Here is a 14,714-nt window from a genome sequence, read left to right on the forward strand (position 1 = left end):
GCGCAAGGGTCGCAAGGTGCCCGCGCGCCGGCGCGCGGGCACCTTGCGACCCTTGCGCCGCGCTTCGCTCAAGGCGGCGGCGACGGCCTGCTTCTGCCCCATGCCCTTGCGGCGGTGGCGCGACACGTGCCGCGAGACGAGGCTTCGGGCTTGGCTGCTGTAGCTGCGGGAGGTGCTCTTCTTCCGGCCCTTGGAACCCTTCTTGCGGGGCATGCGGACGGAAGCGGGGCGGCCTGTCCTGTAGCCTTCGCCAACGATGTCCGTCACTCGGGTGCGGCCGAGGAGACCGTGCCGGCGGGGACCGCCGTGACGGCAGGCGGCGTGCGCTCGGAGGCGAGCCTCGTGTGCACCCACCAGGTGGCCGCGGCGGAGGCCAGCAGCAGCACGTTCACCACGAGGGCAAAGTATCCGCCGTCACGGATCTCAAGCCCGCGGAAGACGGGCTTGTCGAGGAGGAGGAGCACGGAGGTCGCAAGCAGGACGCCCACGAGCAGGGCCGAGGCGTAGAGCCAAGGGTGCGCGCCCGCCGTCCAGCGGCCGGCGTTGAGCCAGGGCACGTGGTCGGAGTTTGCCGCCACGACGCGTCGGCGAAGGGCGTCGGCCTGGCGCTCGAGGCGGTGCACGTGCCGATCGCGGTCGAGGCCCGTCCCGATGACGAGCAGGCCGGCGGCCGCGAACATCCACAGCACGGCCGCTCCGGCCATGCGGCTGATCGTGAGGTCGCCCAGCGTGTTGGGGGCAAAGGAGGCGGGCGCGGTGCCAAAGACGTTGCCAAGCGTGAAGACGCTTGCAAAGAGGTTCGTGCCGAGCAGGAGAAGCGCGGCGAAGAAGGCGACGACGAGCAGCACGTAGCCGCCCACCAGCCGCGAAAGCGCGGCGCGCGCAAGGTGCAGCCGCTGCGTTTGGATTTCGTACTCGGACACCCAGGCGCCCTTTTCCTCGTTGTACATGGTCTCCCTCCGGCGATCCCCGACCGACGTTCCGTCCTTAAGTCCTTTGCAGGGCTCGGCCGGTCCCACCGTCAACCGTGCCTCAAGGTTTCAAGGCTTGTGGTCGTTTCCTTGCAGCCGTGCCCGACGGACCCCTCCGCCGCTTTGCCCGGGCCGTCCGCGAGGCCTTTTCCGCCGCGTGGGCGCTTGCGACCGACGCGTCAGCGCGGGCGGAGGTACGAGGCGCGGCCCGCCGGGACAAGCCTTCGGTTCCCCCGCGCTACGTGCATGCGCTCCTGCTCTTTGCGCTCGCCGGCGCCGCCATCGCGTGGGCCCTTGGCGCCGCGGTTCTCCTCGCGATGCGCCCGGACTTCCTCGGGTCTTGGAACGTCGCCTGGGGCATCTTCGCCGTCGCGCTTCTCACCGCGACCGTGCTCCCGACGCCCTACGAGCCGACCCTCATCCCGCTTGCGCGCGAGGGCGTCCTTGGCGCGGCCGTCGGCGTCACGGCCGCGGCGGCGGGCATCGCGCTTGGCGCCGCGTTCGTGTACTTCCTGGGAGGCGCCCTGCGCCAGGAGATGGAGCGCTGGACGCAGCACGGGATCGTTCGCGGTTTCCTGGAGTATTCGGAGCGTTTTGCGCGCCGGGCCGGGTACCCCGCTTTCCTCATCCTGTTCTCGATCCCCTTTTTTCCGGACACCTTCCTCGTGTACTTGTTCAGCCTGCTTGGCATGCGCCTGAAGCCGTTCCTCGTCGTGTGCTTCGTCGGCGGCGTGGTGCGCTCGCTTGTCGCCTTGGGCGCGATCCGCCTGTTCTGACGCTACGCGCCGATCCCGGCCTCCTGGGCGAGGTACAGGAGGGCAAAGCCGCCGAAGAAGAGCACGGCTGCGAGCATCGCCGCGATCGTGCGGCGCCGCGGGGCAAGATCGGCGGGCAAGCGCAGGTTCCGGCGCAGCACGTAGGCGCCCACGATCGGGATCTGCACGGCCTCGATCGTGCCGGCGATCTTGAGGAGCGTGACGGGCTCGCCGATCGCAAGGTAGAGCGCAAGCGGCGCGGCGGTGAGAAGCGTGAGCACCCAAGCGCGCGGGGCTCGCGCCAGCGCCAGGACCCGTCCACGGGGGCGATCGCGCAAGGTGTGCGCGGCGGCGTCCGCGAAGAAGCGGCCAAACCCGTCCTGGTCCGACAGGATCGTGTCCCAGAATCCCACGAACACGCCAAGCACCATGAACCAGAATCCCACCGGGCCAAACACGTCGCCCAGGAGGTGTCCCAGGACCTCCGCAATCCGCTCCTCCTCCGGAACGAGGCCGCGGGGGCGAAGGAGCTCGGCGCCCAGGACAAGGAACGCGAGCGTGATCACAAGCGTGCCCACGACGGCCACCGTCGTGTCGAGCGTGACCTGCCGGATCCAGCCCGACAGGCGCCGACGGTCCTCGGTCGCAAGCGCGTGCGGATCGACGGGCCGCTCGGGCTTGTCGGCGGCCGCTCCGTAGCCGCGCGCGCGGACCCAGTAGGAGTACCACATGAGGCCGGCGGCTCCGGACAGCATGAAGCCAAGCCAGGGCAGGACCTCCGCGAGGTCTACGTCCGGGGGCGCGCTTGGCACGACGCCTGCCGCCAGGGCGCCCGCGTCCGGACGGACGGCGACGGCCGCGGCCACGGCCGCGGCGGCAAGCCCGACGGCGATTCCGGTCGCCACCTTCTCGACGCCCTTGTAGCGGCCCAGCGTGACAAGCGCGGTGGAAGAAAGGAGCGAGGCGGCGGCCCAGAGCCGAACGTCGCCGCCGGCGGCAAGCGCCACGGCCGTCGCCGCGCCTCCGGCCAGGCCGGCGAGCGTGGCCACGGCGACGACGACCTGCGGCAGCACGATGAGCGCAAAGACCCACGGTCGTCGGCCGGGCGCCGGAAGGAACGCCTGCAGCACGCCGACGCCGCGGCAGACCGCGTAGCGCCCGATCTCGCGGTTCACCACCCACTTCAACGCCACGGCCGCAAGCAGGGCCCACAGCAGCGCGTATCCGTACAGCGCGCCCACGCGCGGGGTGAACAGAAGCTCGCCTGAGCCTGCGGCCGACACCATCCACAGGAATCCGGGGCCCAGCCACGCCAAGCGCTTCCACCCCGCCGGCGGGGCGGGGATCCGCGCGGGCGGCAGAGGCGGCATCGCGACCGGCTACCCGAGGCGACGGCGAGGGTGGCGCTTGCCCCGCGGGATCACGCGGTTTGCGCCCTCGCCGAGCTTCCGGTTGGCGCGATAGAATCGGTTCGCAGAGGGCATGCGCGTTCCGCGCTTGGGCGGCGGAGCCTCCGTGGTCTTCCGGTGCCGGCGCGAGGCGTGGACCGGAGGCTCCCGACCGACGCCCTTCACCGACGTCCTCGTCCGCGATTTTCGCGCCTTGCGCGCGACGCTGCGATTGCGGCGGGGCGGCATGTTCCCCCGCCTACTCCTTGCGCTCGCCCTTCTCCTCCCGCTTTGGCACCTTGAGGCCCTTGCGCCGGGCCTCGCTCATGGCCGCCGCCACGGCCTGGTCCTGCGGCATGCCCTTCTCCTTCACGTGGTGCCGGATCTCCTCCGAGAGGAACCCTCGCGCCTTCTCGCCGTACTCGCCCTCTTGCTTGTCCTTCTCCGCCATGGTCTCACCGTCCCCGGGCGCGGCCGGCGGCGCGCGAAACGCCGCCCAAAAGGCCCGCCTCGCTTCGCGTGAGCGTCTCCCCGCGCCGCTTCTTCTCGCGAACCGTTTGCGCGCGCCTTGCGCGGCTTTGCGTGAGGGTCGGGCGCCGCGCCCTGCCGGGATCGGTCGTCCACGTCCTCACGCGATGCTCCCGCTCGAACGCGGCTTCGCGGCCCGCGCGCCGCGCCCGCTCGCGCCGCCGCCGGGTCGTCGCCACGCTCGCGAGCGCGCCAAGCAGGCCCGCCTCCTTCCGCGTGAGCCTCGTGCCGCGCGCCTTCTTCCTGCGCGCGACGGCGGCCCGCGCGGCCGTTTGGCATGGCGATTCGCGCGTCCGCCGCGCCAGCTCGCGACCTTTCTGCCGCTGGGTTTTCCGCGCCATGCTCCGAGCTTCCCGCGGAGGCCCAAAAGCTCGGTGGGACGAGGACCGGAGGGGCCGGGTCCGCCCGCCCGCCGCTTTTCCTAGCCGCTCTTGCGGCGCGCAAGCCGCAGCACTGCCGCCCATTCCCCGGCCGTGACCGGCTGCACGGAGAGGCGCGCGAGCCGGACGAGCGCCATGCGCGCGAGCGCGGGCGTGCGTTTCACGAGCTCGAGCGAGACCGGATTTGCAAGCTTCTCGCGGAAAGCGAGGTCGACGGCGCTCCAGATCGGGTCGGCGGGATCCGATTTAGGGTCATAATGCATCGGGTCGTCGTCCTTCGCAAACTGCGTCGGGTCGGCGTAGGCCTCGCGGGCGACGGCGGCGACGCCCACGACGGCCGACGGATCCGCGTTCGAATGGTACACGAAGACGAGGTCGCCCTTGCGCATGGCGCGGAGATGGTTGCGGGCGGCGTAGTTGCGAACGCCGTCCCAGCACGTCTTGCGGTCGCGCGCGAGGTCGTCGATCGAGTAGACGTGGGGCTCGGTCTTGCACAGCCAGTGCGCGGGCACGCTACGGCCTCCAGTCCCGGAAGGCCACGTGCGCGCCGACGTCCTTGCCCGGCGCGGGATGCTCGCTCAGACGCTCGGCCAGCCACTGGAACCACTCGCCCCAGGCGGGATTGTCGTACCGCTGGCGGCGCGACGCGACAAACGGCCCAAGCTTGCGCCACGCGGTTCGCACGATGCCTCCGCAGGCGCGGTCGAGCGTGTGAAGGTCGGTCGAGCGCTCGAAGACGATGATGCCCCAGGACTCCATCGTGTAGTTGATCGCCTCGGCGGCCTGCAGGAGGTCGGGGTCGGCCTCGATCGTCGCGGGGTCGGCGGAGTCCGGAAGCGAGAGCACGCGGCGCAGGGAGGCGGCCAGGTGCGGCTCCTGGAAGCATTGGACAAGCGGGATCACGACGGCGTCGCGGCGCTGCATGCGAAAGTTGCGAAGCTGGATGCCGGCGAACAGGACGCCGCCCACGATCGTCGCAAGCCCGAGGATCTCGGCCACGTTTGCAAGCGTCGCAAGGTCGAGGTCGGCCATGCTAACCCCTCGCGCGCGAACCTCGCCCTCGTCTGCGCGTCCGGCCCGCCCTCATTCGCGCCACCCTCGGAAGGCCTCGTACGCCGGCGTGCGCGCTTGGCCCGCACGGCGTTCGCTCAGCTTCTCGGCAAGCCATTGCGTCCACTCGAGGATGTCGGGGCGCTGCAGCCTTTCCCTGGCCGCCGTCGCTTGCGGCTGCACCTTGGCCCAGAACTGCGTGACCGCGTCTCCCACCGCAAGCTCGACCAGGCCGATGTCGATGACGCGCTCCTTGACGAGCAGCCCCAGATCCTCGAAGACGAGGCTGAAGTAGGTCAACGCAAGGCCGGCGTCCGACGCCATGAACTGCGCGTCGGAGTAGTCGAAGGTCGCCGGCAGCCTGCGGTAGTGGACCCACATGCGGGCGGCGTCCGCGGACGTGATGGGCCGCAGGGCCTCCAGCGTGGCCATCTCGCGGCGCTTCTGGCGCCCCTCCCGGACCTGGACGATCCCGAACGCGAGCGCCACGACGAGGGTAAGCGCGGTCGCGAGATTCGCCAGCGTCCCTACGTTCGGGTCGAGCTCGACCATGTGGTCCCGCGGTCGCACCGAGGCCGACCTCCATAAGGCTGTCGTGACGCTGCGGTCCAGGCGGGCCGTCGAAACGCCGGGCCGCCGTAAGAACCAAGTCCCGTCACGAACGTGGACGGCCCATGGCGGCAGTTGCGGGGAAAGCCGCTCCGCCCCGCGGGGTCCTCGATCTGCGTCCGGGCGACCACGCGTGCATCCTCTACGATTCCGAGGAGAACCACCGCGCGGTCTTCACGACCTTCGTGCGCGAGGGGCTCGCGCGCGGCGAGCGGGTCCAGTACATCGCGGACGCGCATTCGCCCCAAGCGATCCTGGCGATGCTTCGGGCAGACGGGCTGGACGCGGCGGCCGCGGTGGACGCAGGCCAGCTGCGCGTGCTTGGATCCGACGCCTACACGCCCGGGGGCCGCTTCGATCCGGACGAGATGATCGGCGCCTTGGGCGCCGCCGTGGACGCGGCGTTGGACGACGGCTTTGACGGGCTGCGCGGCACCGGAGAGATGTCCTGGGTCCTGCGCTCGCCCCCGGGCGCCGATCGCGTCATGGAGTACGAGGCGAAGCTCAACCGCTTCTTCCCCGGCCGCAAGTTCACCGCCATCTGCCAGTACGACACGACGCGGCTGCCCGGGCGTCTCGTGCAGGAGGCGCTCACGACGCACCCGTTTGCCATGCTGGGCGCCGAGGTCTTCGACAACTTCTACTACATCGAGCCGGACGTGTACCTCGGCCCGCAGCGCGAGCGCGAGGTCACGCGCCGCTGGATGGACAACCTGCGGACGCACCGTCGCTTCCAGGAGGAGCGCCTGCGCGCTCGTCTGTCGCAGCTTGAGCTTGAGCGCTTGCGCACGCTGCAGCAGCTGCAGACGGATTTCCTCAACGAAGCGGCCCACTTGTTTGCCACGCCCATGACCCCGTTGCGTTTGCAGATCGCCACGCTGCAGCGGGTGGTTCCGCGCGAAAACGAGGCCGCCCACGAGCGCTTGCGGGAGCTGGACGTAAGCTTCGGTCGTCTGGCGGCAACGCTACATCGCGTGTTGCAGACGGCGCGCAAGCAACCTCGAAAGCAATCCTGAGAGCCGACGACGGCGCCTACCGTGCCGTGGCGCCGCGGCATCTGCGAGGACGCGCGCCGACGGCTACGTCCAGTCTTCCGCGGTGTCCGCCACGGTGCGCAGCGCCGACTCGAGGGTGCCAATGCCTTCCGACAACGATGCACCCACGTCGGCGCGAACTTCGACTTGCCGCCCCCGGACGCGGATTCGCCCTTCGAACCACGTCAGCAACTTGTAGACGTCCATGCGTTCAAGCAGGTATTGACCGATCTCCCGCGAGTCGGATGCGAAGCGAAGACCCGTGCGCGGGTCCTGGCCGCGGGCCACCGGCTCCGACCAGATCTCGTACTTGCCTTGCTTCTGGGGCTCGATCGTGGTGCGCCCGACGAGCACCCACGAATCGGGCTTGCTCGCCGGATCTTCCTCGAGTTCGATTCGGAATCGGCCGACGGTCTTCTCGTACGTGGGGCGTGGGCGTGCCAGCTTTGCCATCAGACCGCCACCGGGCGGCTTGGGCGCGAAGCCGTGTCCGCGAACCGTTTGTTCGAACAGGTCTTCCGCCCGCGCGGGTGGGGGCATCGGCGCTGGATGCGCGTCACTACGGATGAGCGACCGGAAGGGCTCGAGACCGCGAGGGTCGTCGGCCATTGCCGGGTGCATGATGGAGAGCGCCGTGCGGGCAAGACCGACATCCTCGAAGGATCCTCGCAGGACCTCATTGTCTTGGAGATCCGCCTCGTAGGCAAGCGCCGCATCCTTGGCTTGGGCCAACGCGCGGTCGACGTCGGCGAGCTGAACGATCCCGGCCTTGGACAGATCGTCGACGAGCTTGCGAATGTAGGCCGCGTCCGCAGGAATTCGGTCAGCAAGACGTGACCGAAGGAGCGCTCGGAGGCCTTCGACGGTGATGTCTGAATCTTGCGCCGTCAATGTCATGACCGACCACGGCCCAAGAGCACGGCTGGACGGCATAAGATTGTTGCCCGCCTTGCAGGCCTAGCGCGCAGTGGGCACCGGCGCTTGCGCCGTCTTCGCCTGCTTGTTCTTCGGGTGGTACTTCTCGATGAACTTGCGGTCGATGCGCGTGAGGGCTTCCTCGGGAAGCTGTCCTACGAGCTCCCAGAAGAGGTCGAGGGTCTGCTCGATGGTGCGGTCCTCCTCGCGGCCCTGCCGAACGACCTTCTGCTCGAAGACGTCGGCGAACTCGAGGAAGCGGCGGTCGCGCTCGGAGAGGGCCTCCTTGCCGACGATGGCGACAAGGCCGCGCAGGTCCTTGCCCTCGGCGTAGGCCGCGTACACTTGGTCGGAGACGGCCTTGTGGTCCTCGCGAGTGAGCGTGCGGACGTTGCCGTGGTGGTCCTTCTTCACGCCGATGCCCGCGTTCATGAGCCGCGAGAGCGAGGGAAGCACGTTGATCGGGGGGTAGATGCCCTTGCGGTGGAGCTCGCGGCTCACGACGATCTGACCCTCCGTGATGTAGCCCGAGAGGTCCGGGATGGGATGGGTGATGTCGTCGCCGGGCATCGTGAGGATCGGAAACTGCGTGATCGAGCCCTTGCGTCCCTTGATCTTGCCCGCGCGCTCGTAGAGCGAGGCGAGGTCCGTGTACATGTAACCGGGGTAGCCACGGCGTCCGGGGACCTCCTCGCGCGCGGCGCCGATCTGCCGCAGCGCCTCGCAGTAGTTCGTGACGTCCGTGAAGATGACGAGGACGTGGTAGTCGAGCTCGTAGGCGAGGTACTCGGCCGCGGTAAGCGCCATGCGGGGCGTGAGCAGCCGCTCGATGGCCGGGTCGTCAGCGAGGTTGAGGAAGAGCACCGCGCGCTGGAGGGCGCCCGTGCGCTCGAAGTCCTTCATGAACGCCTGGGCTTCCTCGTTCGTGATGCCCATGGCGCCGAACACGACGGCGAACTCCTCCGTCCCGCCGAGCACCTTGGCCTGGCGCGCGATCTGGAGCGCGATCTCGTTGTGCGGAAGACCCGAGCCGGAGAAGATGGGAAGCTTCTGGCCGCGCACGAGCGTGTTCATGCCGTCGATCGTGCTGATGCCCGTCTGGATGAACTCGGACGGGTTGTCGCGGGCGTACGGGTTGATGGCGGCGCCCGTGATGTCGAGGCGCTTCTCGGGCACGATGGGGGGACCCCCGTCCTTGGGGTCGCCCGCGCCCGTGAGGATGCGGCCCAGAAGCTCGCGGCTCACGGGCAGCTTGATCGTCTCGCCGAGGAACTTCACCGAGGCCTCGCGGTTGATGCCGGAGGTTCCCTCGAAGACCTGCACGGCCACGACGTCCTTGCTCGTGTCGAGGACCTGGCCGCGCTTCATCGAGCCGTCGGAAAGACGGATCTGGACGAGCTCGCCGTAGCCGACCGGTTCGGTCTTCTCGACGAAGATGAGGGGGCCGGCCACGTCGGTGAGCGTCTTGTACTCCTTGACCATGGGAACGCCTCGGGTTGGCCGCGGATTGCGAGGGGGGTATTTAAGGATTCGCGGCTCCGCTGCGGTTGGACGCGGGCGAAGGATTTCGCGCGGCGCGATTGCACGCCCTGGCCGGGGCGCCGCCTGCGCGCCCGGCTCAGGGGCGCGGCTAACGTTGTGCGACCTTGAGCGCTCGCATCACGCCGGGAAGATTCGTTTCGAAGGCCTTCACCGACTCCGTGAGATAGGGATCCTTGGCGCGGGTGAACTCAACGACTTCCATGGGCTCCACGATCTCGAGCAGCACGTGGCCGCGGGGAACGTAGTAGGCTTGCCCCGCCTCGATCGTCTCCACGCCCGCGGCCGTGCGGACGCGCCACTTGCCGGCCACCGTGTACCCCCAGTGCTCGGCTTGGCAGGCGTCTCCGGGGAGCCCGCGGAAAAGCCCGGAGACGTCGCCTGCGGGCCAGCGCTCCCATCCCACGATCATGTCCCCCGCGGGCGCGGAGCGGATCTCCAGTCCGGAGCGGTCGACGTTGGCGACGAGATTCTTGCGCGAGATCGCGATCATTTCGATTCCTCCGCCGCCAGCAGGGTGCCGGGGGGACGTGACGGCGTCGCCGGGCCGCCTGCCGAAAACGGACACCTGTCCATTTTTGTCGGCCTCGCCGGCGACACGCTCGCGTGGCGCGCGCGCGTTCTCCCGCTGGGTGTGCCTTTGCCCGCCGGAAAAACCGTGAAGGAACTCGTGAGCCAGGCCCGAAGCACGATCGACAACCTCTCCGCCGCGGAGCTCGCGCGGGAGCTGGAACGGCCCGACGCCGTGCTCGTGGACCTGCGCGAGCCCGGCGAGCGAGCGCAGCACGGGACCATTCCCGGCGCGCTTGCCGCCCCCCGCGGCATGCTCGAGTTCTACGCCGATCCTTCGACCCCGTACCATCGCAAGGAGCTCGATCCGGGCCGCCGCGTCTTGCTGTACTGCGCCTCGGGAGGCCGCTCGGCGCTGGCCGGCGCGGCGCTTCGCCAGATGGGATTCGCGCGCGTCGCGCATCTCGACGGCGGCTTCAAGGCGTGGAAGGAAGCGGGCTTTGAGGTCGCGCCCGCTCAAGAGTGACGGATCTGCGGATCCGTGATGCTCGTTCCAAGCCTCATCGCGATCGCGCCGGTGCTCGTCGCGGCGACGTTTGCGGCGCGTTCGATCGTCGTTTGCGCGCGACCCCGCGCAGCGCCGCGTCCTTCGGCCGCCTGCGCGGGAAGCTTGGCGTGGCCCGGGGGACGCGCGCGCGATGGAGGCTGACGACGCCCCGCGTTGCCGTCCTTCAACGATCGTGAGGACCCGCGTGGAAAAGGCTTTTGGCGAGGCGGCGGATCGGATCCGATGGACCCGCTGGACGTTTCGATCGTGCGCGCCATGGGCCTTCGGCCCTACGAGCGAACCCCCAAACCGCTCGACGCCTTGACCCCCGCGCGCATCGCGCGATCGATCGGGGCCAGCCTCAACACCGTGAAAGAACGCATCGCGCGCATGAACGAGTCGGGCGTGCTTGCAGGCTACAACGCCTTCGTCAACCTGCGCCATCTGGGATTGCGCGCGGAGGCCTACCATCTGCGCTTTGCAAACGACGCGGCCAAGGACGCCGCGCTTGCCGAGCTCCTGCGCGTCGAAGGCCTCCTGGAGATCCACGATTTCCTGGGACAGGGGGTGTGCGTGGATTTCTGCTTCCGCGACGAGGAGGAGCGGAAACGGAAGCTCGAGATCTTCGCCGCGCTTGCCGGCGGCGCGGCCCCTCGGCGGTTCTACGTCCGCGAGATGCCCGTCACGGAACGTCCTCTCTCGTCCCTGGACTGGCGGATCCTCGCGGCGCTGCGCGCGGCGCCCCGGGAAGGCGCCGCGGAGCTTGCAGCGCGTGTGGGCGTGAGCGCGCGCACCGTCAAGCGGCACCTTTCGCGGATGGCGTCCGAGGGCAGCGTCTTTCTCGTTCCGATCGTGGACCCAAGCAAAGCCGACGGGCTGTTCTTGTTCGAGCTTCTCGTGTACCTTCGCGCCGGATCGGGGCCGCGGCCGATGAGCGCGCTGCGGCAGGAGTTCCGGGACGAGCACGTGTATGCGTACGTTCCCGCGTCGGCCGATCTGGGCCACTTCGACCTTCTGCTGTTTGCGCGCACGAGCGCCGAGGTGGAGGCCATGCGGCGGCGCGCCGAGGCGCTCGACGGCGTCGATCGCGCCGAGGCCTGGTTCTTCCGCGCCTTCCGCGACGAGAGCGCTTGGCTCGACCGCGAGATCGCCTCGCGCTGCGAGGCGCCTCCCACGGCTCCGTCTCCGGCATGAGGGTGCGGCGGGCACGCTTGCGCCTTTTCACGGGGATCGCGCCACCGCGGGCGCAGGACCGGCGTGGACGGCCGCATCGAGGATCAGCACGACTCCGTAGGGCGGCACGAGGACCCCGGCGTCCGCGTCCAACGCGGCTTGGGGCAAGCCGGCAAGCACGAGTTCGCGCGTGAGCGGCTCGCCGTTTGCGCGCGCGGTCGTCGATGTGGGCCCGTCGGCTTCAAGCGTCCAGACCGACGCGCGCTCGCCCGCGCTCCATCGCAGCGCCACTTGCAGCGATTCCGCGCCTTTGTTGGCAAGGACCACGCTCGTCGCGCCGTCGCCGGCGCGCGCGGCGTGGCAGGCGAGCTGCGGCGCTCCGTCGACTTCGCATGCAAGCCACTCCCCGCGGAAGCCCATCGACAGCAATTGGTAGGCGCCCCACAGGGGCGTCGGCTCGCGGTCGTGCGTCATGAGCGCGAGCACCTGTCCCTCGTGCTGGCGCGCGGCGAACTGGAAGACGGCGTCTGCGCCGCACTCGGCAAGCCGAGGAAGCGCGTCGGCGATCCACACCGCCGCGACCTGCCCGTTCGTGATCCCGGGCGCCATGTGCGCTCCGCTGTCGGGACCAAGCTCGGTGACCCAATGCTCGGCGCCCGTTTCCGCGCGGATCGCTTCCATGGCTTCGCACGCGAGATCCGCGAACGAGAGTCCCGACGGCAGCCAGTCGGAAGCGCGCTCCTGCACGAGATGCTCCACCGCCGGGAACGCGGGGCTGCGCGGGTTCGGGTTGTCGCTGTCGAGCGGGTACCAGTGCCACGAGAGCGCGTTTGCGCGTTCGCCCACGATCCGAGCGAAGGGCTCCATCCACGGCTCGCGCCCGTTGGCGCCAAAGGCGTTGGCGCCCGTCATGATCGCGCCGCCCACAAGGCGCGCGGAGGGGTCGGCTGCGCGCAGGGCTGCCGCAAACGCGAGGAACCGTCCCGCCTCCGCCTCCGGCGAGGCGCGGAAGCGGTCGCGAAGGTCGGGCTCGTTCCCAAGCTCGTACCACGCGCCCGCGTGGCCACGATCGACCACGTGCCGCGCAAGCTCGGCGGCCATGGCCGGCGACCCCGTCTTGAGGTTCACCGCAAGGAGCGGCTGCGCGCCGATGCGAGCCGTCGTGTCGAGGAACTGATCGAGGCGCTCGCCCGTGAGCCGGTGGCGGAAACCGTCGGGAAGCGCCGTCCTCGAACTCGTCGGGTCGAAGAAGGTGAACTGGCTGTCGTGCCCGGCGGGAAACCGCAGGAGGGCGGGGCGAAGCTGCCGGAGCATGGCGACGAAGGTCTCGTTGGCCGGCGCGAAATCGTCGGGAAGCCACGACGCCACGTTGAAGCTGTACACGCGGTCGTCGATGCGTCCTCCCGGCGCTCCCACGACGACGGTCGCGTCGGCCGGACCGTCGCGCAACGCGGGCGGCGCAAGCGGCCGCTCGTCTGTGATCGGCGATCCAAACGGCCACGCGAGCAAGACCAGAAGCGCCGCCAGGCTGCCGCACAGCAACCAGCCCGCTTCGCGCATGCGCACAAGTCGCCGCGCGGGCGGGATGAGCGTTTGGGCACAAGCGGTCGCTCCTTGCGGAGCGCGCGCCCGTCCGGCGCTACGCGCTCGCCCGCAGGCTCCAACCGCGCAGGATGCCAAGCGCGGCTTGCCGGTCGCGCGAGTCCGTCGGGCCCGCGTCGCGCACGCCGGCGCATCCCTCCGTGCAGCCTTCCGTGTACGACACGTAGAACGTGCCGTCGGCGCCGACGGCGCCGTCGATGAAGTCGAGCATGTTGCGGCACGGGTTGCCGCCGCCTCCGATCCACACGCACCCGATCTGCACCGGGTCGTCCTCGGGCGTCGCCTGGTAGGCCGTGAACGTGGGCGACTGCGCGGTGCCGTCCTCGGTCGTCACGAAGAACAGGTGCCAGCGCGTCTCGTCGGGCGCGCGCGAGGGGTACTCGTCCGTGTCGCGCGTGCCGAGGAACGCCATGGCCACGCGCCCGTCGTCGCCGGCGGCAAGCGCCGCAAAGACGGTGCTGCGGACGTCGGGCGGCGAGACGATCCACGGGCCGTCCCACGTCTTGCCCACGTCGGGCGAGCGCGCGAGGTACGTGAGGTGGTCCTTGCCCTGCCAAAGCGCGTAGAGCGTGCCGTCGGGGGCAAACGCGACCTCGGGCGAGAGCGTGTCGCCGCCCACCTGCGGGCCGGCCCGCACCTCCCACGTGAGGCCCGAGTCGTAGCTCACGGAGAGAAAGAGCCCCGCGCAGAACCACGACTTCGGAACGACGACCGTGCCGTCGGGCGCCACGGCCGTGTGGCCCGGCTGGCCCGCGCACGAGCCGCTTCCCGGCGGCGCGGTCGCGCGGTCCCACACGGGCACGTTCACCGGCCACGTGAGGCCGCCGTCGTAGCTCATCAGGCAGCTCGTGCTCGCAAGCTGGTTGTAGCAGAGGTAGAGAACGGTCGGGTGGGCAAGGCCGGCCTGCGGCGGCGCGCGGGGACCTGGCGGGCCCGAGGCGAGCGTCTGCCGGTCGAAGGGTTGGATGGCCGGGCACGCAAGCGGCCGGTGGGTCCACGACTGGCCGTCGTTCTCGCTCCACACGATGCTCGAGCAAAGAAGCAACGGGTACATGGGCGCGTTGTAGACTCGATCCGTGATGGGGTCCACCCACATCATGGGGTCCGCGTTGAAGAACGGATCCACGGGCGCGCCGGGCACGGCGAAGTCGTACGCGACCTCCCACGTCTGCCCGCCGTCGGTGCTGCGGATCACCGTCTCGAACGTGGCCATGAAAATGGCGCCCGACTTCGTGATGCCCATGGTGGGCTCGGCGCCGCGGTGGCCCGTCAAGATGTACTGGGCCTGCGCGAGCACCTGGTCGACCACGGGCGCCAGGATGGAGCCGTCGGCGGCAAAGCGCACGATCCCGGTTGGAAGCGTCGGCGCGGGCGCCGTCTCCGACGGGACGACGGGCGGCTCGGGATTTTCGAGGCAGCCGGCAAGCGCGATTCCGAAGAAGGAAAGGGCCACCAAAACGGGCGACAGGCGCATGCCGCCGCAGGCGGGCGGCGCCATGATAAGCCTTGTGGCCGAATGCTGTCGCAACCCTGCGATGAATGATCATCGCACGCGCGATGAATGTTCATCGCACGCGATGCGGGGGGCCCTACGCCTCGACGAGGCCGTGGCTTCCCTTGCGCCCCATCATGGGCGCAGAGCAGCCGCACGCGTCGCATGCGGGCTGGTCGTTTTGCATACGGGCGCCGCAGGCGTCGCAGGTCCAGGCCATG

The 14,714-nt window shown here is 70.0% G+C and carries 17 protein-coding genes; 4 read left to right on the top strand and 13 right to left on the bottom strand.

Annotated elements, in window-relative coordinates; translation table 11 throughout:
• Nucleotides 1-213: DUF6496 domain-containing protein (locus VM681_06115; protein HVL87563.1), on the bottom strand; the 213-nt coding region annotated here is incomplete at its 3' end.
• Nucleotides 214-263: 50 nt separating this feature from the next.
• The gene (locus VM681_06120) at nt 264-950 is read right to left on the bottom strand and encodes a hypothetical protein (protein ID HVL87564.1); all 687 of its coding nucleotides are present in this window, start codon (nt 948-950) and stop codon (nt 264-266) included.
• Between the two features lie 119 nt (nt 951-1,069).
• Between VM681_06120 and VM681_06125 the strand changes: the two genes are divergently transcribed.
• On the top strand, nt 1,070-1,747 hold the full coding sequence (locus VM681_06125) for a VTT domain-containing protein (GenBank protein HVL87565.1): 678 nt from the start codon (nt 1,070-1,072) through the stop codon (nt 1,745-1,747).
• Nucleotides 1,748-1,749: 2 nt separating this feature from the next.
• Here VM681_06125 and VM681_06130 read toward each other — a convergent pair whose 3' ends face one another.
• The 6 genes from VM681_06130 to VM681_06155 all read right to left on the bottom strand — a co-directional run bounded on the left by VM681_06130 (nt 1,750) and on the right by VM681_06155 (nt 5,642).
• Nucleotides 1,750-3,096: an Nramp family divalent metal transporter gene (locus VM681_06130; protein ID HVL87566.1), complete on the bottom strand. Its 1,347-nt coding sequence runs from the start codon at nt 3,094-3,096 to the stop codon at nt 1,750-1,752.
• A 277-nt stretch (nt 3,097-3,373) separates the two neighbouring features.
• Nucleotides 3,374-3,565: a DUF6496 domain-containing protein gene (locus tag VM681_06135; protein HVL87567.1), complete on the bottom strand. Its 192-nt coding sequence runs from the start codon at nt 3,563-3,565 to the stop codon at nt 3,374-3,376.
• 4 nt (nt 3,566-3,569) lie between these two features.
• Nucleotides 3,570-3,983 carry a hypothetical protein gene (locus VM681_06140; GenBank protein HVL87568.1) on the bottom strand — a complete coding sequence of 138 codons (414 nt, stop codon included), beginning with the start codon at nt 3,981-3,983 and terminating at the stop codon, nt 3,570-3,572.
• Nucleotides 3,984-4,063: 80 nt separating this feature from the next.
• Nucleotides 4,064-4,534 (bottom strand): EVE domain-containing protein, encoded by a 471-nt coding sequence (locus tag VM681_06145; GenBank protein ID HVL87569.1) that lies wholly within the window; start codon nt 4,532-4,534, stop codon nt 4,064-4,066.
• A 1-nt stretch (nt 4,535) separates the two neighbouring features.
• A complete protein-coding gene (locus VM681_06150) occupies nt 4,536-5,054 on the bottom strand; it encodes a hypothetical protein (GenBank protein HVL87570.1) in 519 nt (172 codons plus the stop codon).
• Nucleotides 5,055-5,105: 51 nt separating this feature from the next.
• Nucleotides 5,106-5,642, bottom strand: a complete 537-nt coding sequence (locus tag VM681_06155; GenBank protein HVL87571.1) for a hypothetical protein — start codon at nt 5,640-5,642, stop codon at nt 5,106-5,108.
• A gap of 104 nt (nt 5,643-5,746) precedes the next feature.
• Here VM681_06155 and VM681_06160 point away from each other — a divergent pair, with 104 nt between their 5' ends.
• Nucleotides 5,747-6,697, top strand: coding sequence for an MEDS domain-containing protein (locus VM681_06160; protein ID HVL87572.1), 951 nt, complete (start codon nt 5,747-5,749; stop codon nt 6,695-6,697).
• 63 nt (nt 6,698-6,760) lie between these two features.
• On the opposite strand, the gene VM681_06165 is transcribed toward VM681_06160, so the two are convergent.
• From VM681_06165 to VM681_06175, 3 genes are all read right to left on the bottom strand, one after another.
• Complete coding sequence (locus VM681_06165) at nt 6,761-7,612, bottom strand: hypothetical protein (GenBank protein ID HVL87573.1); 852 nt, start codon at nt 7,610-7,612, stop codon at nt 6,761-6,763.
• 60 nt (nt 7,613-7,672) lie between these two features.
• Entirely contained in the window at nt 7,673-9,112 is a 1,440-nt protein-coding gene (locus VM681_06170) for a V-type ATP synthase subunit B (protein ID HVL87574.1), read from the bottom strand.
• A 148-nt stretch (nt 9,113-9,260) separates the two neighbouring features.
• Nucleotides 9,261-9,662: a hypothetical protein gene (locus VM681_06175; GenBank protein ID HVL87575.1), complete on the bottom strand. Its 402-nt coding sequence runs from the start codon at nt 9,660-9,662 to the stop codon at nt 9,261-9,263.
• A gap of 165 nt (nt 9,663-9,827) precedes the next feature.
• Here VM681_06175 and VM681_06180 point away from each other — a divergent pair, with 165 nt between their 5' ends.
• Complete coding sequence (locus tag VM681_06180) at nt 9,828-10,205, top strand: rhodanese-like domain-containing protein (GenBank protein ID HVL87576.1); 378 nt, start codon at nt 9,828-9,830, stop codon at nt 10,203-10,205.
• A 264-nt stretch (nt 10,206-10,469) separates the two neighbouring features.
• A complete protein-coding gene (locus tag VM681_06185) occupies nt 10,470-11,420 on the top strand; it encodes an Lrp/AsnC family transcriptional regulator (GenBank protein ID HVL87577.1) in 951 nt (316 codons plus the stop codon).
• A gap of 27 nt (nt 11,421-11,447) precedes the next feature.
• Here VM681_06185 and VM681_06190 read toward each other — a convergent pair whose 3' ends face one another.
• A complete protein-coding gene (locus tag VM681_06190) occupies nt 11,448-12,959 on the bottom strand; it encodes a hypothetical protein (GenBank protein HVL87578.1) in 1,512 nt (503 codons plus the stop codon).
• 79 nt (nt 12,960-13,038) lie between these two features.
• Nucleotides 13,039-14,475: a sialidase family protein gene (locus VM681_06195; GenBank protein HVL87579.1), complete on the bottom strand. Its 1,437-nt coding sequence runs from the start codon at nt 14,473-14,475 to the stop codon at nt 13,039-13,041.
• Nucleotides 14,476-14,714 lie beyond the last annotated feature (239 nt).

It is taken from the genome of Candidatus Thermoplasmatota archaeon (assembly GCA_035541015.1).
GTDB lineage: Archaea > Thermoplasmatota > SW-10-69-26 > JACQPN01 > JAIVGT01 > DATLFM01.